Origin of the sequence: Streptomyces marincola (assembly GCF_020410765.1) — a bacterium.
In the GTDB taxonomy this organism is placed as follows: Bacteria; Actinomycetota; Actinomycetes; order Streptomycetales; family Streptomycetaceae; genus Streptomyces; species Streptomyces marincola.
The window spans coordinates 5,960,436-5,982,274 of the sequence record NZ_CP084541.1; the positions used below are offsets into that span (position 1 = coordinate 5,960,436).

At 73.5% G+C, this 21,839-nt stretch carries 17 protein-coding genes; 9 read left to right on the top strand and 8 right to left on the bottom strand.

From position 1 onward, the window contains the following. Positions 1–43: 43 nt before the first annotated feature. Entirely contained in the window at positions 44–1,708 is a 1,665-nt protein-coding gene (locus LC193_RS26335) for a cellulase family glycosylhydrolase (protein ID WP_226077865.1), read from the top strand. 87 nt (positions 1,709–1,795) lie between these two features. Here LC193_RS26335 and LC193_RS26340 read toward each other — a convergent pair whose 3' ends face one another. Next, entirely contained in the window at positions 1,796–3,091 is a 1,296-nt protein-coding gene (locus tag LC193_RS26340; protein WP_226077866.1) for an FAD-binding protein, read from the bottom strand. Between the two features lie 567 nt (positions 3,092–3,658). Here LC193_RS26340 and LC193_RS26345 point away from each other — a divergent pair. The 3 genes from LC193_RS26345 to ssuE all read left to right on the top strand — a co-directional run bounded on the left by LC193_RS26345 (position 3,659) and on the right by ssuE (position 8,351). After that, positions 3,659–5,590 (top strand): ABC transporter ATP-binding protein, encoded by a 1,932-nt coding sequence (locus tag LC193_RS26345; RefSeq protein WP_226078890.1) that lies wholly within the window; start codon positions 3,659–3,661, stop codon positions 5,588–5,590. A gap of 288 nt (positions 5,591–5,878) precedes the next feature. Next, positions 5,879–7,426 (top strand): hypothetical protein, encoded by a 1,548-nt coding sequence (locus LC193_RS26350; RefSeq protein WP_226077867.1) that lies wholly within the window; start codon positions 5,879–5,881, stop codon positions 7,424–7,426. A 370-nt stretch (positions 7,427–7,796) separates the two neighbouring features. Then, complete coding sequence (gene ssuE / locus LC193_RS26355; protein ID WP_226077868.1) at positions 7,797–8,351, top strand: NADPH-dependent FMN reductase; 555 nt, start codon at positions 7,797–7,799, stop codon at positions 8,349–8,351. Between the two features lie 74 nt (positions 8,352–8,425). Here ssuE and LC193_RS26360 read toward each other — a convergent pair whose 3' ends face one another. The 4 genes from LC193_RS26360 to LC193_RS26370 form a co-directional block, all read right to left on the bottom strand. After that, the gene (locus tag LC193_RS26360; protein WP_226077869.1) at positions 8,426–9,562 is read right to left on the bottom strand and encodes an LLM class flavin-dependent oxidoreductase; all 1,137 of its coding nucleotides are present in this window, start codon (positions 9,560–9,562) and stop codon (positions 8,426–8,428) included. 216 nt (positions 9,563–9,778) lie between these two features. Beyond that, positions 9,779–9,931, bottom strand: a complete 153-nt coding sequence (locus LC193_RS29250) for a putative leader peptide (protein ID WP_404819493.1) — start codon at positions 9,929–9,931, stop codon at positions 9,779–9,781. Positions 9,932–10,096: 165 nt separating this feature from the next. Beyond that, positions 10,097–11,074, bottom strand: a complete 978-nt coding sequence (locus LC193_RS29135) for a collagen-like domain-containing protein (RefSeq protein ID WP_318842189.1) — start codon at positions 11,072–11,074, stop codon at positions 10,097–10,099. 427 nt (positions 11,075–11,501) lie between these two features. Next, positions 11,502–12,893 (bottom strand): endo-1,4-beta-xylanase, encoded by a 1,392-nt coding sequence (locus LC193_RS26370; protein ID WP_226077870.1) that lies wholly within the window; start codon positions 12,891–12,893, stop codon positions 11,502–11,504. Positions 12,894–13,471: 578 nt separating this feature from the next. Here LC193_RS26370 and LC193_RS26375 point away from each other — a divergent pair. The 3 genes from LC193_RS26375 (at position 13,472) to LC193_RS26385 (ending at position 15,905) form a co-directional block, all read left to right on the top strand. Beyond that, a complete protein-coding gene (locus LC193_RS26375) occupies positions 13,472–14,215 on the top strand; it encodes a sugar phosphate isomerase/epimerase family protein (RefSeq protein WP_226077871.1) in 744 nt (247 codons plus the stop codon). Then, positions 14,212–15,339 carry a Gfo/Idh/MocA family protein gene (locus LC193_RS26380; protein WP_226077872.1) on the top strand — a complete coding sequence of 376 codons (1,128 nt, stop codon included), beginning with the start codon at positions 14,212–14,214 and terminating at the stop codon, positions 15,337–15,339. The genes LC193_RS26375 and LC193_RS26380 overlap by 4 nt, the downstream gene beginning before the upstream one ends. A 164-nt stretch (positions 15,340–15,503) precedes the next feature. Continuing rightward, entirely contained in the window at positions 15,504–15,905 is a 402-nt protein-coding gene (locus LC193_RS26385) for an ASCH domain-containing protein (RefSeq protein WP_226077873.1), read from the top strand. A gap of 173 nt (positions 15,906–16,078) precedes the next feature. Here LC193_RS26385 and LC193_RS26390 read toward each other — a convergent pair whose 3' ends face one another. Next, complete coding sequence (locus LC193_RS26390) at positions 16,079–16,978, bottom strand: LysR family transcriptional regulator (protein ID WP_226077874.1); 900 nt, start codon at positions 16,976–16,978, stop codon at positions 16,079–16,081. A gap of 323 nt (positions 16,979–17,301) precedes the next feature. Here LC193_RS26390 and LC193_RS26395 point away from each other — a divergent pair, with 323 nt between their 5' ends. Continuing rightward, positions 17,302–18,690, top strand: a complete 1,389-nt coding sequence (locus LC193_RS26395; RefSeq protein WP_226077875.1) for an aldehyde dehydrogenase family protein — start codon at positions 17,302–17,304, stop codon at positions 18,688–18,690. Between the two features lie 21 nt (positions 18,691–18,711). On the opposite strand, the gene LC193_RS26400 is transcribed toward LC193_RS26395, so the two are convergent. Then, the gene (locus tag LC193_RS26400; protein ID WP_226077876.1) at positions 18,712–19,203 is read right to left on the bottom strand and encodes an SAM-dependent methyltransferase; all 492 of its coding nucleotides are present in this window, start codon (positions 19,201–19,203) and stop codon (positions 18,712–18,714) included. 32 nt (positions 19,204–19,235) lie between these two features. Next, complete coding sequence (locus tag LC193_RS26405; protein WP_226077877.1) at positions 19,236–20,630, bottom strand: Tat pathway signal protein; 1,395 nt, start codon at positions 20,628–20,630, stop codon at positions 19,236–19,238. A 418-nt stretch (positions 20,631–21,048) separates the two neighbouring features. Here LC193_RS26405 and LC193_RS26410 point away from each other — a divergent pair, with 418 nt between their 5' ends. Next, positions 21,049–21,741 (top strand): hypothetical protein, encoded by a 693-nt coding sequence (locus tag LC193_RS26410; protein WP_226077878.1) that lies wholly within the window; start codon positions 21,049–21,051, stop codon positions 21,739–21,741. The last annotated feature ends 98 nt before the right edge of the window (positions 21,742–21,839 follow it).

A 21,839-nucleotide genomic window follows, 5' to 3' on the forward strand; every position in this document is an offset into this window, starting at 1 on the left:
ATCTGTCCTGAACTCACCCCTTCTCTCCACACATGGAGCCGCTATGAGAGAAACCCGCACCCCGGGCGGACTCGGGCGCCGGGCCGGCCTCGCGGTCGGCGCGCTGCTGAGTGCGCTCGCGGTCCTGCTCGGCCTCGGGCAGCCGGCGCAGGCCGATCCGGTCGCACCGGCCGCGACCGGGTTCCGGATCGAGGACGGCCGGCTGATCGAGGCCAACGGCAACGACTTCGTCATGCGCGGCGTCAACCACGCGCACACCTGGTTCCGCAACGAGACCGACGCGCTCGGCCACATCAAGGCGCTCGGCGCCAACACCGTGCGCGTCGTGCTCAGCAGCGGCCAGCGCTGGGAGCGCAACGACGAGGCCGACGTGTCGGCCGTGATCGACAACTGCAAGCGCAACCGGCTCATCTGCGTGCTCGAAGTCCACGACACCACCGGCTACGGCGAGCAGAGCGGCGCCGCCAGCCTGGACCAGGCCGCGGACTACTGGATCGACGTGCAGGGCGCCCTCGCGGGCCAGGAGCAGTACGTCATCCTCAACATCGGCAACGAGCCCTACGGCAACAGCAACACCTCGGGCTGGACGGCCGACACCAGGGCCGCGATCCAGAAGCTGCGCGCCGCCGGGTTCGACCACACGATCATGGTGGACGCCCCCAACTGGGGCCAGGACTGGTCAGGGACGATGCGCGCCAACGCGCGTTCGGTCTTCGACTCCGACCCCGACCGCAACGTCATCTTCTCGGTCCACATGTACGGCGTGTACGACACCGCGGCCGAGATCCGGGACTACCTGAACGCGTTCGTCTCCGCCGGACTGCCCATTCTGGTCGGGGAGTTCGGCCACAACCACTCGGACGGCAACCCGGACGAGGACACCATTCTCGCCACCACGCAGCAGCTCGGGCTCGGGTACCTGGGCTGGTCGTGGAGCGGCAACGGCGGGGGCGTGGAGTACCTGGACATGGTGACCGGCTTCGACCCGGCGCAGCTGACCTCCTGGGGCCAGCGGATCTTCAACGGCGCCAACGGCATCGCGGCGACCTCGCGCGAGGCCGCGGTCTACGGCGGATCGGGCGGGGACGACGAGGAGGCGCCGACCGCGCCCGGCCGCCCGGTGGCCTCGGACGTCACCGACCGGTCGGTCCGGCTGTCCTGGCCGGCGGCCACCGACAACGTCGGCGTCACCCGCTACGACGTGGTCCGCGTGGCCGGTTCGGGGGAGACCGCCGTGGTGAGCACCGGGACCAACGCGGCGACGGTGACCGGGCTGACCGCGGAGACGGCGTACACGTTCGCCGTGTACGCGGCGGACGCGGCGGGCAACCGCTCGGCCCGTTCCGCCACGGTCTCGGTGACCACGGAGGCCGGCGGGTCGACGCCCGTCGGCTGCTCGGTCGGCTACCGCGTCGTGGGGGAGTGGTCGGGCGGCTTCCAGGGCGAGATCACCATCGGCAACACCGGCACCACGGCCATCACGGACTGGACGCTCGCCTTCTCGTTCGCTGACGGGCAGCGGATCAGCAACATGTGGGGCGGCACGGCGACGCAGAGCGGCGGAGCGGTCAGCGTCTCGCCGGCCTCCTACACCGCGTCGATCCCGGCGGGCGGCTCGGTGACGCTCGGGTTCATCGCGAGCAAGGGCGCGTCGAACACGGCGCCCGCCGAGTTCAGGCTCGGCGGCGGGGTCTGCGCCCTGGCCTGACCGGCCGCACACCGGCCGGCCCAGCGGCCGGGGCCGGTGCGCGGCGCGTGGTCCCGGCGATGTGAGGCCGACGGCCGGGACCGCGTGTCACCGGCCTGCCGCCGGCGGCTCGGCCGCCGACAGCAGGCCGGTCACCCAGTCGTTGCGGAACTGCCCGGCCGGGTCGTGGTCGAGGACCACGCGGCGGAAGTCGGGCAGGTGCGGGAAGCACGCGGCGATGTCCGCGGGCGACGCCGTGGTCAGCTTGCCCCAGTGCGGACGGGCCCCGAGCGGCAGCAGCCGCTCCTCCATGGCCCCGAGCGCGGGGAGCACCCGGGCGGTGTCCTTGACCCAGGTGAAGTGCAGGGCCACGCTGTCGCGTCCCTGCGCCGGGCTCAGCCACAGGTCGTCGCCCGCCACGGTGCGGATCTCCGAGACCTGGAGGACCGGCGCCAGTTCGGCGGCAAGCTCGCGGAGCACGGCGAACGCGGCGGTGGCCGCCGACCGCGGCAGGAACAGCTCGGACTGGAGCTCCTCACCGCGGCTCGGGGTGAACTCGGCGCGGAAGTGCGGCAGTCGCTCGTGCCAGGGGCCCGGCACGCCGAGCTGCGGCGTGCAGAACTCGGCCGGCATGCCGGGGATCGGGTGCCAGGGCGCGTCGGCGGGCCGGCCGCCGAGCCAGTCGGCGGGCCGGTCGGCCGGGCCCTCGCGGTCGGCGCGCTGCTTGCGCCACACCGTGGCCCTGCCGCTGTGCCAGTCGGTGAAGGTGCTGACGCTGTAGGCGGCGCCGGTGATCTCGTCGAACCGGTCCGCCACCGCGTCGAGCGGCACGTCCACGTGGAGCCACTGCGCCACCTCGAAGGCCGGCTCGATGGCGAGGGTCAGGGCCGTGACCACCCCGAGCGCGCCGAGCGACACCGCGGCGCCGGGGAACCGGTCGGGGTCGGCCGCCCGGTCGAGGACCGCCGGTTCGCCGCCTGGCCCCACCAGCTCGACGCGGGAGACCGCCGAGGCCAGGCCCCGCTGCCCGTCGCCCGAGCCGTGCGTGCCGGTCGCGACCGAGCCGGCGACGGAGATGTGCGGCAGGGACGCGAGGTTCGCCAGGGCAAAGCCATGGGTGTGCAGCTCGGCCGCGAGTTCTCCATACGTGAGCCCGCCACTGACGGTCACGGTCCGGCCCGCGGGGTCGACCTCCACGCGCCGCGGCATGCCGTCGGTCCGGATCAGGTCGCCCGGGGTGTCCGCGATGCGGTTGAACGAGTGGCCCGATCCCAGAACCCGCACGTGCGCCGCTGCGGAAACGATCCGGCGCAGCGCGTCGAGCGACGTCGGGCGGTGCACCCGGGCCGCGCCGAAAATGATGTTCCCTGCCCAGTTCTGTGCGGGCTCGCCCGTTGTCAGCATGCGCCGACGGTAATACGAAAGCACCGCCGGAGAACAGCGCGGTCCGGAGAGCGGGCAGGCGCCGGGGCGGGCGGCGCCGTTCGACATGGCGAACGCGAACGCCCGCCGGGTCGGCGTGACGCGGGGCGCGCGGCCCGTGGCGTGGCCTCAGGCCCGTGGTCGCGGAGTCCGGGAGGCGCGGGCCCGGCGGCTCGGGTCGGCGGCGGGGCGGCTCGGGGTCCGAGTCAACCGCAGGTTCCCGGCCCTCACTCGAACGAGCGGGCGGGCGGCGCGAAACATCGTTTCTTCGAGGCGCGTTCCGGACAGGTTCCCGGACGTTTCCCGGCCCCGCGCGGGCCGACCGGTCCGGGTTCGCCGGCGCGGCCCTCCGGCTGCGTGGCCTCGAACGCCTGCGCCACCGCGCGGAAGCGCCGCCAAACCTCCGCGGGGAGGAACGTCCGAAAACCGGCGATGGTGACTGTACGTAGCCGGATGGGCGCGGTGTGATGGGCGCGGGTGCGGGGGACCAGGGAGGCGAGGCACACCGTGGAGGACACCGGAGCGCGGGCCGGGCAGCCGGCACAGAGCATGTCCGCGTCGGAACAGCTGCTGTTCGGCGGTCCGCTGCTCTACGACACCGGGTGGAGCAGCCACGACGGCGCGTTCACGCGGCTCGGGCTGTGGTCGATGGTGGCGACGCTGCCCCGGCTGATCCGCACCACCGTACGGCTGGCGGCGGAGGCGGACCGAGGGGCGTTGCGCCTGGTGGCCGCCGCCGAGATCGGGCGCGGCGCCGCGCAGGCCGTGGGTCTGGTCGCCGTCAACACCGTGCTGGCCGCCCTGCTGGCCGGGGGCGAGCCGGCCGGTCGGCTGCGGGAGGCGCTGCCCGCCCTGGCCGTGGTCGCGGTGACCGCCCTGGTCGCCGCGCTGCTCACCGCCGCCTCGACGTACGGGTCCGGGCGCCTTGAGCCCAAGGTCGAGCGCGTCGCCACGGAACGCTATCTCGCGCGCGCCTCGCGCGTGGAGCTGGCGGCCATCGAGGACGACCAGTTCCACCGGCTGCTCGACACGGCGCAGTACGGCGCGGCCTCGGCACGGCGCATGATCGACTACTGCATCCGCGTGGTCAACGCGCTGCTTTCGCTGATCGCGGCGGCCGGCGTGCTGACCGTGCTGCACCCCGTGCTCCTGCCGCTGCTCGCGCTGATGACGGTGCCGAGCATGTGGAGCACGCTGATCACCACGCGCCGCCGCTACTGCTCGTTCCGCACCTGGGTGCAGCACGCGCGGGCCGGGCGCGTCCTCAGCAGCGAACTGACCGCCACGGAGACGGCGGCAGAGATTCGGGTCCACCAGGTCGGCCCTTTCCTGCTCAAACACTTCAGGGCCATGTCGGCGAGCGCGGAGGCGGAGCAGACGCGGCTCGCCCGGCTCGACGCGCGCACCGGACTGTGGGCGTCCGCGTGGACCGGCCTGGCCGGCGCGGCGACCTACCTGACGCTCGGCGCGCTCGCCTGGACCGGTGTGATGGCGATGTCCGTCGCGGGCACCGCGGTTCTCGCCATCAGGACCGGCTCCGCCAGCCTCGGCGGCATGGTCCAGTCCGTCAACAACCTGTACGACGAGAGCCTGTTCGTCGCCGACCTCGACCAGCTGTGCGTCCGGGCCGCGCAGTGGGCGATCCCGGAGGGCGGCGCACCGGTGCCCGCGCGACCCGGACGCATCACCTTCGAGGACGTGACGTTCCGCTACCCGGGCACCGAGGCGGAACCCGCGCTGTCCGGAGTCTCCTTGACCATTCCGGTCGGCCGGGTCACGGCCCTGGTCGGGGAGAACGGCTCGGGCAAGAGCACGCTGGTCAAGCTGCTCGCGGGGCTCTACCTGCCCGAGTCCGGCCGGGTCTGCTGGGACGGCGTGCCGACCTCGTGCGCCGACCGGCGCCAGATCTTCGACCGTATCGCCATGGTCGCCCAGGACTTCAACCGGTGGCGGTTCACCGCCCGGGTCAACATCGCGATCGGCGCGCCCGGGATCCCCGTCGACGACGAGCGGTTGCGCGCCGCGGCACGCGACGCGGGCGCGGACTCCGTGATCGAGAGCCTGCCGCGCGGCTGGGACACGCTGCTGGCCCGTGGCTACCAGAACGGCTGCCAGCTCAGCGGCGGGCAGTGGCAGCGCCTGGGCATCGCACGCGCCCACTACCGCGACGCCCCCGTGTTGATCGTCGACGAGCCGACAGCGGCCCTGGACGCCAAGGAGGAGCAGCGGGTGTTCGACCAGATCCGTGATCTGGCGGACGCGGGGCAGACCGTCGTCCTCATCACCCACCGCATGGCCTCGGTCCGGCACGCCGACCTCGTGCATGTGCTGCACCAGGGCCGCCTGACCGAGTCGGGCTCCCCGCAGGAGCTGCTGGCCCGGCGCGGCGGACGCTTCCGCGAGCTGTACGGCATCCAGGCCGCGCAGTTCGGCCGGCCGGTGGGCTCCGGCCACCTCGACGGGGCCGTGCCCGGCCGCTGACCCGGTCGCTGATGCCCGCGGCCGGTGTCGCCTTGGGAAGCGTATGCCTGAATCGTCACTGACCGTGCGTATCAGCCAGCGCGGGTCCGGTTCAGGCCGCTTGTGGCGCGGCATGATTTCTGAGGTGTCCGGTGGGACAGCGGTGTGGCGTCGGGGACTGCGCCCGCGGGGGCGAGCGCCCGCAAGACGAAAGCAGGGGGTTCCGCGTTGTCTTCCCTTACCTACAACGTCCTCACCGACCCGGCTCCGCTTGAGGTTTCGCCGAGTGGCGGGGCGATCATGGGGTCGGTGCACATCGTCATCTCCAATCCGACGCCGAACCGGGTGCACTGGTACTCCATCACCTTCGCGGTGCCCTTCGGGCGCGGGAGTACCGCCCTGACGACCTCCGCTGGGGCGGGTGTCGCGCAGGTCGAGGAACACGACGCGACGGATCCGGGACTGGTGCCCGCAGCCACCTGGGACAACAGGTCGGGCGTCGTCACGGTGACGTGCGGGCAGCTGGCGGTCTTCAAGCCGGGCGGTTCCATGGTCCTGGTCCTGGACCGCTTTCCGGTCTCCAGCACGCCGGGTGCGGTCCTGATCAAGGTGACGGAGGACCTCTCGGGTGCTACGGACTCGAACACCACGTTGAGTCTGCTGAAGCGTGCTCCCATCGGGCCGCGCAACTTCCGCCCGGAGAAGTCGCTCATCGACACGGGCGGGAAGGTCACCCTGCTGTGGGACGGTCCCGACACGCTGGAGTACAGCATCCAGCACCCGGACGGCAACGAGGTGCGCGTCCCCGGGAGAAGGGGGTCGACCTGGACCTGGTCGCCTCCGGCGAGCAAGGCGCCGAAGCATGCCGCGACCTACACCCTGATCGCGCGCCTGCCCGGCACGCAGCAGCCGCTGTACTACCTCACCACCGCGGTCCAGCTGAGCAGCCCCGAGTACAAGCAGGTCACCGCGACCGAAGGAGTGGAAACCCCGTGGGTGCAGGGCACGACGCAGAAGGGGCGGATCTCCTTCACCGCGCGCGGTGCGAAGTTCAGCGTCGGCGCCGGCGCCCCGGGCACCGTCGAAACCCACAAGGCGGAGCTGGATGAGTTGTACGTGGCGCGGGGGGCTGCGGTTGATGGTGCGTTGGTGGTGAAGGGCAGGGTGGACGCGCAGGATGAGTTGCACGTGGTGCGGGGGGCTGCGGTTGATGGTGCTCTGACTGTCGGCGGCAAGGTCGAAGCGCGGAGTGAGGTGCACGTGGCGGGGGACGCCGCGGTTGATGGTGCGTTCGCCGTCGGCGGCAAGGTCGAAGCGCGGGGTGAGCTGAGTGTCGCCCGGGACGCCGCGATCGGGGGCAACCTCACGGTCAAGGGCAAGCTGGAACTCGACGAGCTGCTCGTCTTCCGGAAGGCCGCCGTCGGCGGTGACCTCTCCGTCAACGGCAGGGCGGACATCCTGGGAGGGCTGCTGTCCGCGGGGAAGACCGTTGTCGGTGACGACCTCACGGTCAACGGCGCGGTGGACGCCGGAGGCGAACTGCGCGCCGCGGGCAAGGCCGTCGTCGGTGGTGACCTCGACGTCAGCGGCGAGTCGGCGTTCGCAGGAAAGGTCAACGCCAACGGGCACCTGTCCGTCCGCAACGGAGGTGCCTGGATCCTGCACACCAACGACGACCTGATATCGGTCAACGGCGGCCTGCGCGTGCAGGGGGACTCGCTGTTCATCGGGAAAGTGAACGCCAACGGGCGCTTGTCGGTCAGGAACGGCACCGACTGGCTCATGCACGTGAACGACGACCAGGTGGCGATCCAGGGCAACATGAGGGTCCACGGCGCGTTCCGCTCCGACAGCTGACGGCCGTCGGCGCGGGCGGCGGCAGGAGGGGCGGGGTGACAGAGGCCCGTTTGCCCTTCCGCCGGTCCCGTCGGTTCTGCCGACGGGACGTCACCGGCCGGTGGCCGACCGCCTTCCCGACCGTGCTGTCGGGCAATTCCACGCACCCTTGACCGGCATTTTCGCGGCTGATGTAATCGACCACATGATTGAGTGGCGGGAGCTTACGCGGCGGCTTCATGTCGATCTCGCGCGTGTCTCCAGTGCCAGCTGTCGCGCCGGGAAGTGAATTCCGGCGGCCACTGCTCCGTGCCCGTCGTCGCGGCCGGGTTCTTCCGCACCGGGCCGTCGGCCCGCCCAGCGCCCTGCGCCACGATTCCCGAGGTGTCCCATGGCCCTTGTCCTCTCCGTATCCGGAAGCCCGTCGCCCGGTTCGCGCACCGCCCGCCTGCTGCGGCACCTGGACGCCGCGCTCGCCCTCCACGGGCACGAAGTGGTTCCGCTCGACGTCCGGTCGCTGCCGCCCGAGGCGCTCACCGGAGCCGATACCTCTCATCCGGCGATTGTCGAGGTGGCCGAGCAGTTCGCTCGGGTCGACGGCCTCGTCATCGGCACGCCCGTGTACAAGGCGGCCTATTCCGGTTTGCTGAAGTCGCTGCTCGACCTGCTGCCGCAGTTCGCGCTCGCCGGGAAAACGGTGCTGCCGCTCGCGACCGGAGGCACCCCGGCACACGTTCTCGCGATCGATTACGCCCTGCGCCCCGTGCTGTCCTCGATGGGGGCCTCGCACATCACCCAGGGGTGGTTCGTGCTCGACCGCCACATCACGGTCGCAGCGGACGGTTCCGTGACCGTCGACCCGGCGGCGGCGGGGCCCCTGCGCGTGGTCCTCGACCAGTTCTCCGCGGCCCTCGGCCGCGCCGAGTTGTTGCCGACGCCGGGCTGACCGGGCCGCGCCGGTGGCGTCGGCGCGCGGGCGCGCCCTCGGGGAGGCGCCCGCGCCGCCGCGGCGTCCCGCCGTCAGGCGCGTTCCGACTCCCAGGCCCGCGCGAGCAGTTCGTAGGAGCGGACCCGGTCGGCGTGGTCGTGGGCGAGGGTGGTGATCAGCAGTTCGTCGGCCCCCGTGGCCCGCCGCAACGCGCGCAGCCCGTCCACGACCCGCTTCGGCGACCCCGTGAACCGGGTCCGCACACGGTCCGCGACCAGCGCGCGGTCCTCGTCCGTCCACGGCTGCCCCGCGGCCTGCCCCGGCGCCGGGTAGCGCATCGCGGCGCCGTCCGCGCGGATGCTGCGGACCCACGGCTCGAAGCCGTCGGCCAGCCGCCGCGCCGTGGCGTCGTCCTGCGCGACCAGGACGTCGGCCGACACCAGGACGTGCGGCCTCGCCAGTTCGGCCGAGGGCCGGAACGCGGCCAGGTAGGCGCCCACCGCGTCCAGCACGGTGCCGGGGCTCGCGTGGTAGTTGGCGGCGAAACGCAGGCCGCGCGCGCCCGCCACCCGGGCGCTCTCGCCGGCGCTGCTGCCGAACACCCACACCTGGAGCGCCGCGCCCTCGCCCGGCACCGCGTGCACGTCGACGCCCTCGGGTGACACGTAGGTACCGGCGATGAGCGCGGCGATGTCGTCCACGGCCCGGCCGTAGTCCTGCGGTGCGGCGCCCGACGGGTTCAGCAGGCGCGACTGGGCGGCGAAGCGCGGCGAGGCGGCGTAACGTTCCAGCGGATAGGGCGCCGGCACGAGCAGCCCGTCCACGTACCGGTCGGAGCGCGGCGCGGGCCGCGCCGCCGGGCCGCCGCCGGGCGGGCCGCTTCCGCCCCCCGAGCGGCCGAGACCGAGATCGACGCGCCCGGGGTGCAGCGCGTCGATCATGCCGAACTGCTCGACCACGGACAACGGCGTGTGATGGCCGAGTTGGACCGCGCCGGAGCCGATCCTGATGCGGCCGGTGACACCGGCGATCATGGACAGGACGAGCGCGGGCGCCGATCCGGCGACGCCGGGCGCCGCGTGGTGCTCGGCGACCCAGTAGCGCCGGTAACCGAACTCCTCGGCGCGGCGGGCCAGATCGAGCGTGTTGCGCAGCGCCCCCGCGGCGCTGCCGCCGGAGCTGACCGGTACCAGGTCGAGAACGGACAGGGGGACGTCCTCCCGGGACATCGGCTCACCTCTCGTCGAAGTCGGGGGCGCGGCGCGCGGGCGGGCATCGGGGAACGGCCGGGCGCGGTCGGCGCCGGACCTGGCGCGGCTCGCCGCGGGGCTGAGCGCGGGCGGTGCGCGTCCGGACGCGGGCTTTGCGCGGTGGCCGGGAACGCGCGGAGAATGCGCCGTTCGGCACGCGTGAAGAAGGGCGCGCCCGTCAGGGGGCGGGGGCCGTCAGCGACAGATCGCCGTGGTCACGCGCATGAGGTCGACGGCGCGTCGCCGGGTGAGCCGCGGGGGGCTGGGCATGGCGTGAACGTAGCGAACGCCCGCGCGAGGGGTCAAGGGCGCGCGGCCCGCCCGGAGTCGCGTTCGTCCTGCGGACATACCGGTTCACGCGGCGTCACCTTCCGGTGCGACCGGGCGGCAGCGCGAAGCGGGGCGCGAGGGGCGTGAGCGGGGGCGCGGCGTTGTCCGTACGGAGCGTCCGCCGGCCGGGGGGTGGGCCGGCCGGCGGACGGTGCGGGGGTCCCCGGAGAACGCGAGCGGGCGTCAGTCCGGGATGGCGCAGAAGCCGAACTCCCGCAGGATCTGGAGGATGAGAGCGCGCAGGCAGTCCCGGTCGGGCGGGTCGCCCGGGTCGCCCTGCGGGCCCCGGGGGCCGCGCGGGCCCTGCGGACCCAGGTCGCCCTTGACCCCCTGGGGGCCGCGCGGACCCGTGGGCCCGGCGGGGCCGGGCCGGCCGTCCTGACCCGGCTGGCCGTCCTGGCCGTCGCGGCCGTCGATCCCGTCCCTGCCGTCCTGGCCGTCGGTGCCGTCCCTGCCGTCCTGGCCGTCGCGTCCCGCCGGGCCTTCGGGTCCCTCGGGTCCTTCCGCGCCCTCCGGCCCTTCGGGGCCGCGCGGTCCGGTAGGACCCGTCTCGCCCTGGACGCCGCGGGGGCCCTGGGGGCCGCGCTGGCCCTCGGGTCCCGGTGGCCCGCACGGCCCTTTCGGCCCCTGGGGGCCTTCGGGTCCCTGGGGGCCGCACGGTCCCGGCGGTCCCGGCGGCCCGCACGGCCCGCGGGCGCCGGGTGCTCCCTGCGGTCCGCACGGTCCCGGCGGCCCCGGCGGGCCGCAGGGTCCCGGCGGTCCGCACGGCCCGCAGGGTCCCGGTGGTCCCGGCGGTCCGCACGGTCCCGGCGGCCCCGGGAGGCCGGGAGGCGCGGGCGGGCAGCAGTGCGGCGGTTTGATACCGATGGTCAGCGACTCGCTTGTCTCCCGCGAGCCGAGCTGCGCGGTCACGGTGAACGCGGTGTCGCCGACCGGCGCGTCCGGCCGGATTTCGAGCTCTCCTGACCAGAAGCGGTCGTCCACCGGGGTCAGGGGATAGCTCTGTTCCTCCCCGCCGGGGCAGGCGGCGCAGCGGAATTCCGAGGTCTGCTCGCGGTTGCCGGCGGGCCAGTAAACGAAAATCCTGGTCCTGACTCCGGGGCTGAGCGGCTCTCCGAAAAAGGCGAGGAGTGAGGTGGGTGAGTCCGTCGGTGTGGCCATGATGCCTTCCGAATTGGGCACTCGGAGGGGCGATGGCGGAGCCGTCCGTCGCGTTTCTTCCCAGGTTGCGTCGCGAAAACGGCCACGCCTTACTGGATACGCGACTCGGTTATACCCACAGGATTTCCGCTTAGGTGAGGCGCATCGAAAATACCCCAGAAGAGTTAATTATGCGGTCGTACGACTAATGAATGCTGTGGCGATATGTGCGGAAAAGAGCGGAGAAGGGTGGGCGCGTCGGCTGTCGATGAAGAGTGACAGGGAACGGAACGGCGCCCGGCAATGCCCCGGCAGCCCCGGCGCTGAATCTCTTTCCGCGCGCCCCCGCGGCCAATCCTCCTTTTCGCGCCCCGGCGTCGTGTTGTTTCCGCCGTGCCCCGGCGCGGCGGTGCCCCGGCACGCCGGGGCACCGCCTTGCGGTCGTGGCTCACGAGGTGGTGCAGGTCCCCAGTGCCGGGGCCGACCACTCGCCGTTCGCCATGACGGTGAACCCGAAGCTGGTGCTCGCGCCCGGTTGCAGGCTGCCGTTGCCGTTGGGCCGCATGGTCATGACGTTCCCGCTGCTGTCCCAGGTCGGGCTGCCGTTCCAGGTGGCGGAGATCTTCTGCGGGGGGCGCACGGTGACGTCCACCCGCCAGCCGCTGATGGCCGTACTGCCCGCCCGCACCGTCACCCTGCCGTTGAAGCGGTCGCCCCAGCGATCGGTCTGCTCGTAGGTCACCGAGCAGGCGCCCGGGCCGGGCCCCGGGCCAGGACCCGGGTCCCCGCCGCCCGTGCCGCCGAGGGCCGTGAGCACCGCGTCGTACGCCGGCTTCTTGTTGTAATTGCCGTCGAACAGCAGCGGAGTCCCGCCCGAGCGCCAGGAGTACTTGTCCGTCACGCCCCACACGGTGATGCCGGTGCAGCGGGAGACGGCGAGGCAGGCTTCGACCACCGTGCGGTAGTGATTGGCCTGCGTGGTGCCCGATCCCTCGATGTCCAACTCGGTGATCTGGACGTCGACGCCGAGGTCGGCGAAACGCTGGAGATTCTGCCGGAAGTCACCCGGCACCGGATTGCCGCTGTTGAAATGCGACTGGAAGCCGACGCAGTCGATCGGCACGCCGCGCTGCTTGAAGTCGCGCACCATGGCGTAAACGGCGTTGCTCTTGGCGTTGATGGCGTCGGTGTTGTAGTCGTTGTAGCAGAGTTTGGCGTTCGGGTCGGCCGCCCGGGCGGTGCGGAACGCCTCCTCGATGAAGCCGTTGCCCAGCCGGTCCTGGAACGGGGAGGGCCGCCTGGCGCCGCTGTTGCCGTCCTGGAACGCCTCGTTGACGACGTCCCAGGAGTGGATCTGCCCCCGCCAGTGCTGCATGACCTGGGTGATGTGGTGGTTCATGGCCGAGCGCAGGTCGTTGGCGCCGAGACCGCTCACCCAGCCGGGCAGCTGGGAGTGCCAGACGAGGGTGTGGCCGCGGACGTCCATGCCCTGGGCGCGCGCGTGGTTCACGATGCGGTCCGCGTTGCCGTAGGTGAACGAACCCCTGGACGGCTCCAGGGCGTCCCACTTCATCTCGTTCTCCGCGGTGACGCTGTTGAACTCGCGGTTGAGCGTGGCGGTGTAGTCCGATTCGCCGAGCCGGTTCGCGGCCACGGCCGTTCCGAAGTAGCGGCCCCGCTCGGCGGCTGCGTCCCCCAGGGTGCTCGCGGCGTGGGCGGTGCCCGGTAATGCCACCAGGCCGGCGGCTGCCATGATCCCGACGGCGCACGCGGCGGCTGCCCGCCGCACGCGCCCGCGCCAGCGCGGGCGTGCGCGCCCGCGGATGGAAGCGTCGATCATTGCGTTCCCTTCTCACAGGGACCGGACGGGCGGCTGCGCCGTCCGGTGGGTGATGACCTGCCGCGGCTCCAGGGCCCGTGACGGACCCGGCAGTCGGCAACGATCGCTGGGAGTATGCGCCGCGACTGACGCGCCGTCAACGATTTCTTCCGGTAATTTCCGGAGGGGTTACGGACGTTGTGGTGGGCGAGTACGGTCAAGTGACCTGCGTCGTTACGTGGGAAATCCGTGGGGAGGCGCCCGGGGTGCATGGTTCGACGGCGGAAGATGTGGATCTTTTACCGGTAGGAGACTGAGGTTTGAGGAGGGCGGAAGTGCTTTCGGCGCGTGCGCACACGCGGACGGCAGACGCTGACCTGGGAAATCGGCTGAAGCGCGAGCCGAATGGGCGCGTGCGGCGTTCCGATAATTATCGGGGCGGTGGGGCGGGCCAACGGATCGCACCGGGACGCGGCCTGCCCAGGGCTTGAAGTTCAGGGCGTGAGGGAAGGCCCTGACGGGGTTGTTGTCAGCCCTGATGGAGCGATCTATCTTCGCTGTGGCCGCACGACAGGACTTCTCCGGAAGGCAGCACAAGCATGGCACCACCATTGGGCGTCCAGCTCTACACCGTCCGGGACGCGCTGGCCGCCGACAGGGACGCCGCCCTGGCCCGCATCGCGGACATCGGGTTCACCGCCGTGGAGACCTACGACCCGACCGCCGACCCCGAGGGCTTCCGGCGCGTGGCCGACGACCTCGGCCTGCGCGTCGTCGCCAGCCACGCCGTGCAGCTGGTCACGGGCGACCCGGAGCCGGTGTTCGACGCCCTCGCGACGCTCGGCACCGACTTCGCGATCGTGCCCGCCGGGATCCCCGCCGAGGAGTTCACCACCCGCGACGGACTGGCCCGCACGGCCGACCTGCTCAACGGCCTCGCCGAGCGCGCGGCCGGGCACGGCATCCGGCTCGGCTACCACAACCACTGGTGGGAACTGGAGCCGGTGTTCGACGGCCGGCACGCGATCGAACTGCTCGCGGACCGGCTCGCGCCCGGCGTCGTACTCGAAGTGGACACCTACTGGGCCGCGGTCGGCGGCGCGGACGCGCCGGCGCTGCTGCGCAGGCTCGGCGACCGCGTGGCCGCCCTGCACGTCAAGGACGGCCCCATCGACCGCGACCGGCCGCACGTGGCCGTCGGCGCCGGCGCCATGCCGGTGCGGGAGATCCTCGACGCGGCGCCCGGCGCGCTCCGCATCGTCGAACTCGACACCTGCGCGGGGGACTTCTTCGACGCGCTCGCGGACAGCCGCCGTCACCTGGCCGCCCTGGAGGCGGTGTGAACGCGGGACCGGTCGGCATCGCCGTCGTCGGCGCGGGCGTCATCAGCGGTGAATACCTCAGGACCCTCGGCGCGTTCCCCGACGTGCGCGTCCTGGGCGTGGCCGACCTGGACACCGGCCGCGCCGCCGCGGTGGCGCGCGAGCACGGCGTGCCCGTCGCCGGCGACCTCGGCACGGTCCTGGCCCTGCCCGAGGCCGAGATCGTCGTCAACCTCACCGTGCCCGCCGCCCACGCCGAGGTCGCCACCGCCGCGCTGCGGGCCGGCAAGCACGTCTACGGCGAGAAGCCGCTCGCGACCTCCCCGGCCGCGGCCAGGGCGATCCTCACCGAGGCGGCGGAACGCGGGCTGCTCGTCGGCAACGCGCCCGACACGTTCCTCGGCGCCGGGCTCCAGAGCGCGGTGCGGGCCGTGCGCGCGGGCGCCATCGGCACGCCGGTCGCCGCCGCGACCGCGACCCAGAGCCTGGGGCCCGAGGCGTGGCACCCCGACCCGGCGTTCTTCTACCAGCCCGGCGGGGGACCGCTGTTCGACATCGGGCCCTACTACCTCACGGCGCTTGTGGCGCTGTTCGGCCCGGTGACCCGAGTGGCCGCGACCGCGGGCAGGGGCCGGCTGCGCCGCAGCACGGGCTCGGGCCCCAAGGCCGGTGAGACGTTCCCCGTCGACGTGCCGACGCACGTCAACGCGCTCCTCGACTTCGCGTCCGGGCCCGCGGCGGCCTCCGTGTTCAGCTTCGACTCCTCCCACCACCGCATCCGGTTCGAGATCACCGGCAGCGAGGGCACCCTCGCCGTCCCCGACCCGAACACCTTCCAGGGCCCGCTGCGGCTGCTGGCCAACGGCGCGGACGAGTGGCGCGAACTCCCCGTGGACGGCGCGACCGCGGGACGCGGCCTCGGCGTGCTGGAGATGGCGCGGGCGCTGCGCACGGGCGGGGCCCACCGCGCGTCGGGCGCGCTCGCGTTCCACGTGCTCGACGTCATGGCCGCGATCACGGACGCCGCCGAGCACGCGGACGTCCGGCGGCTGGACGCGCGGGCGCCCGACGGAACGGCCGTGGCCGCGCCCGAGCCGCTGCCCTCCGGCTGGGACCCCTACGCGTCCTCGCTCGGCTCGGGCTGAGGCGGGCGGGCGCCGCGGTCCCGCACGCGGTGCCACCGGGCGCGGGACCGGCGGGGCGGCCGGGAGCGCCGACCGCGTTGCCGCACATGTCGCGTTGTCGCACATAATGGCGACCGGCCTGCGCGTTTCCGTGCCCCGGCCGGTCGTCGAGCGAGGTGAAGAAGATGGTGTGGCCACGTGTCGGCGGCATGCGCGCGCTGGAACTCGGGACCCCGAACGGTGTGCGGGCGCGGCTGAACGCCCTTGTCCTGGCGGGCCGGAAGACCGCCACGACGGGGCTGCTCGCGGAGTACGCCGAGGAGACCGAGGGACTTGAGTTCGTGGGCGAGCGGCTGGCCCTGCTCGACGACGACGGCCAGGCCGTCGCCACCGTCGAGATCACCGCAGTCACGGTGCGGACCTTCGCCGAGGTGCCGTGGGAGCACGCCGCCGCCGAGGGCGAGGGCGACACCTCCCTGGAGGAGTGGCGGGCCGGTCACCGGCGCTTCTGGGAGGGCATCGGCACCCCGGTCGACGACGACACCCCGCTGGTGTGCCTCGCCTTCCGCCTGGTACCGCCCGACTGAGGCGCGGAAGCGTCCCGTCGCGCGAAGTGCGCGCCCGCGCGGCGGACTTGGTCGGCGCCGTGCGGGTAACCGTGGAAGTGGGCGGCCTGCGGGGCACGCCCGGGGCCCGCGCCGTGTTCTCCCCGGAGCGGCGCGGGTCGCCTCCGCGCCGCACCGCTGCCGCCACCGGGCGTTCAGTCCGTTTCGGCACCGGACCCGGCCGCGTGCTCCTCGGCGATGCGCCGGAACGCGCGCGCCGCCGGAGTGAGGTGCGCCCGGCGGCCGACCAGCGCGACCCGCAGCAGCGCGGTGGGGGTGACGGGCGCGGCGACGGCGCCGCACCGCCGCGCGAGCGGTGCCCACGCCGAGGGCAGCACGGCGATCCCGGTGCCGGAGAGCACCAGCGGCAGCAGCGAGGTCCGGTGATCGACGACCGCGGCGATCCGCGCGCCCCGGCCGTCCACGATGTCGTCGACGATGCGCCGCATCAGACTGCCGGGGCGCGAGACGACGAGCCGCTGCCCCGCCAGGTCGCCCGGCGCCACCGGCACGCCGTCCCGGAACGCGCCCCCCGGCGCGGCCACCACCACGAACGGCTGCTCCTCCAGGGGCAGTACGTCGAGCCCGGGGGCGTCGACCGGCGCGTCCGAGCCGAGGAGGCCCAGTTCGCTCGCGCCGGTGCGCACCATCCGCACCACCTCGTCCGGCGTGAACGCGGCGCGGGCGACCACCGTCAGCTCGGGGTACCGCCGCGCGCACCGCCGGATGAGCGTCGCCAGCGGCTCGACCCCGGGCGACGGCATGCAGGCGACCTCGACCGCGCCCCGGGCAAGACCGGTCAGGGCGGCAGCGGTGTCGCGCACGGCCGCGAGGTCGCGCAGCACCTGGCGGCTGGGGCCGAGCAGTTCCGCGCCTGCCTCGCTGAGCACCACGCCGCGGCCGACGCGGTGGAACAGCGGCACGCCGAGGTCCGCCTCCAGGTGGGCGATGGCCTGGGACAGCGAGGGCTGCGCGATGTGCAGGGCCGCCGCCGCGCGGCCGAACCCGCCGTGCTCGACGACCGCGAGGAAATACTCAAGTTGCCGGGCGTCCATGGGACTTCCTCCACTCGGTGACGGGCCGGAACGTCCCGCGCGCCCGCAGTCGCCGCGCGTCGGCCGATGCCGTGCCCCTGCACCAGGTGTACCGCCCGGCGGGTGCGGGCGCTCGGCCTCCCCCGGCTTCCGGGACGGGGCCCGCAGCCCTTACCGTTCCGTCCGTACCCCGCGACAGCCCCCTGGGGCCGGGCCGCCGCCCGCCCCACGACCCCCACCGCCCCCACGGCTCCCACAGCCCCCCAACGGTGTCATGCCCCCCACGACCAAGTCATGCCCCCCACGACCAAGTCATGCCCCCCACCACCAACGATCGGCCTCCCATGCATCAGTACATCGGCGGCGCACTCGCCACGGGCACCGCGGCGCGGACCGCGGCCGTCGTCGACCCGTCGACCGGAGAGAACGTGCACACCGTGGCGCCCGCGGGCCCCGAGGAGACGGACGCCGCCGTGGCGGCGGCGACCGCGGCCCTCGGCGACTGGTCGCGCGCCGGGCGCGCGGAACGGGCCCGTGTGCTCGCGCGCGCCGGCGCGCTGCTCGACGAACGCGCCGAAGCGTTCGCGCGGGCGGAGGCCCGCCAGACGGGCATGCCGGTCCGGCTCGCCCGCGCCGGCGACGTGCCGGCGGCCGTCGCCGCGGCCCTCGGCGCCGCCGCGGCCGGGCCGCCGGGCCGCGGGGAGGAGGAACGCCATGAGCCGGCCGGCGTCGTCGCCGTCCTCGTCCCCCGTACCCGGCCGCTGCGCGCGGCGGCCGACTCGGTGTTCGCGGCCCTCGCCGCGGGGTGCGCGGTCGTGCTCAAGCCGGCCGTGGCGGCGCCGCTGACCGCGGTGATGCTGGCCCGGCTGCTGACCGAGGCCGGGCTGCCCGCCGGCGCGCTCAACGTGCTCACCGGCACGGGACCGGTCGCCGGGGCGCACCTCGTGCGGCACCCGGAGGTGGCGCAGGTGTCGTTCACCGGCTCGCCCGCCGGCGCGCGCGAGGTCGCGGCGAGCGCGGGCGGGCGGAAACGGCTCACGCTCGACAGCGGGCGCCGGGGGCCGTTCGTCGTGCACCGGGACGCCGACCTGGCGGTGGCGGTGCCGGGCGTCGTCGCCGCCGCGCTGCTGCACGGCGGGCAGGACGCGGCTGCCGGCGCGCGCGCCGTGGTGCACCGTTCCCTGCTCGCGGACTTCGTCGACGGCGCGGCCGAGCGTTTCGCCGCCGTCCGGGTCGGGCCGCCGCAGGACGAGGGCACGCAGCTGGGGCCGTTGGCGTCCTTCAGCCGCAGGCACCGGGTGGCAGCGCTGGTGGAGCGGGCCCGCCGCTACGCGGGCGTCGTCACCGGCGGCTGCGCGCCCGGCCGTTCGCTCGCGGCGGGCGCCTACTACCGGCCCACCCTGGTGACCGGCGCCGACGCGGACAGCGAGATCGTCCGCGCGGCGGTGCCCGGCCCGGTGCTGGCCGTGCTGCCGTTCGACACCGACGAGGAGGCGGTGCGGCTGGCCAACGCCGTGCCGGAGGCGACGGCAGCCTCCGTGTGGACGCGGGACCTCGGCCGCGCCCGGCGCGCGGCCGGGGAGCTGCGCGCCGACCGCGTCGGCGTCAACGTGCACCCGTACGACGCAGGTCCTGTGGCGCCCGTGACGTTCACCCGGGTCAAGCAGGTGCGCTACGGGGACGGCGGGGGCGGGCACGCGGCGGACCCGGGGCGCCTGTTCTTCGCGACCTGACCGCGGGCCGGAAAACCGCGGTCAGGGAGCCCGGTCGACCGGGGCGGCCCAGTAGTCGGTGAGCATTTCCGTGGGCCACGACGGCTGGCGGACGTCGCCGCGCGGCCCCATCTCGGTGAACCAGGGCTTGATGTCGAGGACGGGCGTGCCGTCCACGGCGTCCAGCTCCTCCACGTGCAGGTCGTGGCCGTCCACGTCGAGCAGGCGGCAGCGGGAGACACCCAGCCAGTTCAGCCGCCGCATGTTGCGGTGGGCGAAGATGCCGCCCGCCGGCCAGGCCGGGTTGTTCCTCGGGTGGCGCGGCTCGGGATGCAGGTCGGCCGGATCGGTGAGGTGGAAGCGGAAAACCACCTCGATGTGGGAGAAATCCGCGAGGCCGAGCAACGCGTCCTCCCCGAACATCCCCGCGTCGACGCGGATGACGCAACGGCTGCCGCCCCAGTGGTCATCGGTCGGCTCGACCCGCCCGCCGACCACGTGGGCCACGGGAACGACCGTGAATGCCTCTGCCATGAGTTGATCTCCTTGAACAGGTGCTTCTGTGGTCAGGCCGACTCGGTCAAGTGAACGGCGGCACGGGCATCCAGCTCGGTCACGATGGGGATCCCGCGCCCCCGAACCGGCGACAGAGCCCGGCGCATCTCCGTGACGGTCTGCCGGGCACGGGCTGAGCGGATCCCGTCCATGGCGTCCAGGGCACGAGCCCAGGTGGCGCAGGCTTCCTCGATCGCGCCCTGCCGGGCCTGCACGGAGCCGAGGTACCCGAGGGTCACCGCGTGGGTACGGGTGAAGCTGCTCGCCTTGCGGGTGCGGACGCTGCGCCGGAACTCGCGCTGGGCACCGGCGAGGTCACCGGTGTCCCGCAGGACGCAGGCCGTCTCGTGGGCGAGACTGGCCTCGCCGAAGAAGAACACGCGTCCGGGCTCGTCGTCGCCCGGCTTCGCCATGGCCAAGTCGTCCTCCGCGCGGAGCAACGCGCCAGCGGCAGCCCGGGGTTGCCCCGCCGAGGCGAGCGCTCGGGCATGCACGACGCCGAGCAGAGCACGTTCCCGGGGTGCTGCCCGGGTGTATCGCTGCCCGTCCACGGAAGCCCGAGCCAGGCGCACGGCATGCCCCGGGTGGCCGAGTTCCACGGCCTGATGGGCCATGGCGCGCAGGACATGTCCCGCCATGGGCGCATCGTCAGCTTCCGCCGCGAGGCTCAGGGAGAGCGTGAAGTAACGCTGGGCGGCGGCATGTTCGGCGTTGTCGAAGGCCATCCAGCCGGACAGGTAGGCCAGCTCGCTCGCCGCCGAGAACATGTCCTGCCGCACGTGGTCATCGGTGAACGTGCCGCCGAGGCGAGGGGCGACGTCCGATGTGAGGTACTGGACCACGGCGGTGCGCGCGTGACCGCCGCCGTGGCGCTGGTCGGCGCGGGAGAACGGTTTGACCATGTCGCGCACCGCGTGCAGGTCGCGCCTGCCGACCTTTAGGCGACTCGCGGCCGGGCGATCGGCCGCTTGTGCGGCGCGGTGCGACCACCAGTCGGAGTCGGGAACCGCGAGCGCGGTGACGGAATATGCGGCGGCCGTCAGAGCACGCCTGCGCCCCATGTCCAAGTCGAGTCTCCCCAGCTCGTGCAACGCTCTCAGCGTATCCGTATGCCAGTCCACGCCGTGTCCTTGGAATGGCGGGAGCAGACCGATCTCTTCCGGACCGACCGGGCGGCGCAGATGCCGGGACAGCGCCTCCGTGAGGTATACGGCCGTCATGGCCTGGGGCTCTGCGCCTGCCACCCAGTGCGCGATGGCCGAACGGTTCGTGCGCAGTCTCTCCCCTGCTTCGGCCGCGACCGCGCGTACCGAGTGGGCGAGTGCCTCATAGGTCACGTCGGCGTCCCTGATCAGTGCCCTGAGCAGGGTGTTGGGTGAACGGTGACGACCACTCGGGTCTTTCATCCAGGCTCCTGTACCGGCTTTCCGCCCTGGCCAACTCGTGGCCCGGTCGGCATAAACACGAGAAACGGGTCCGCCGGGGTCAGCCCCTGCGCGCGCCCCTTCGCCCGTCGTTGACTGATCCGTAAGCGCGCTGCGGTCGCGTCCGCCGCCTCAGGACGCGTCGTCGGGCGCACTCCGGCCCCTACGGATGCGGGAGACGACCATGATCGCCTCACTCACTTCACGAAGCACCTCAGATATACCAACAACGGGCTGCCCGCGCTCAGAAGATGCCGGTCCTGAACGACTCCCGGCCCGGTCATCCGGTCCGGGCGGTGGAGGGCGACGAGGCCCGCGACCACCGCGAGTCTGTGGTATTCACCGGAGCGGAGAAAAGCGGCGACCGCTCTCGGCCCCCGACACGCAAAGGATTGCGAGGATGCCTGCTTTTCCCGTCGCGTCACCGAGGCACATCCGGTGGGGGCGGAGCGGCCTGCCCGTCCCGTACGCTGCCGCGTGGAGCACGGAGACTTTCACCGGTGCGGCTGCGTTGACCGTCCGCGCGGACGGCGGGGGCCTCGCCTACCGGGACGAGACTCCCGGCGATCGTGACCGGCACGGTGTGCTGTGGGCTCGGCTCACCGAGGCCCCCGGGGTCGGGACGCCCGACTTCGGTTCGCTGCATTCCCGTCGCCAGCGGCTGGCGATGTTCGGCATGTTGTGCCAGGTCTGCGGAAGCCCGGCCGACCGTACGGCCCGGGGCTGGCTGTTCCTCCTGCCGTCCCCCAGGAAAGCGGACGAGGTGAACTGGCCCGAGGGCGCGCTGAGCACGAAGCCACCGCTCTGCGAGCCCTGTGCTGCGCTGGCCATGCGCCACTGCCCGCGCCTGACGGAGCCCTTCGCCGTACGGGTCCGCAAGCCGCGCGTCTGGGGAGTTTTCGGCGGTCTCTTCTTCCCTGCCATGAACGGAGGACTCGCCGCGTGCCCGACCGACGACCATCTCCCCTATGGCCACCCGGCAACCCCCTGGTTCCTGGCCTCCCAGCTGGTGGTCGAACTCACCCGCTGCACCCCGGTGGAACTGCCCCACGGGCGTCGGTCGCGGCAGGACTCGCCGGGAGGACGCCGTTAGGGCCACGCTCATGTGCCCGCGCCCGCGCCCGCCCGCGCCCGCGCCCGCGCCCGCCCGCGCCCGTCGCCCGCGCCCGCCCGCACCCACCGCCCGCGAAC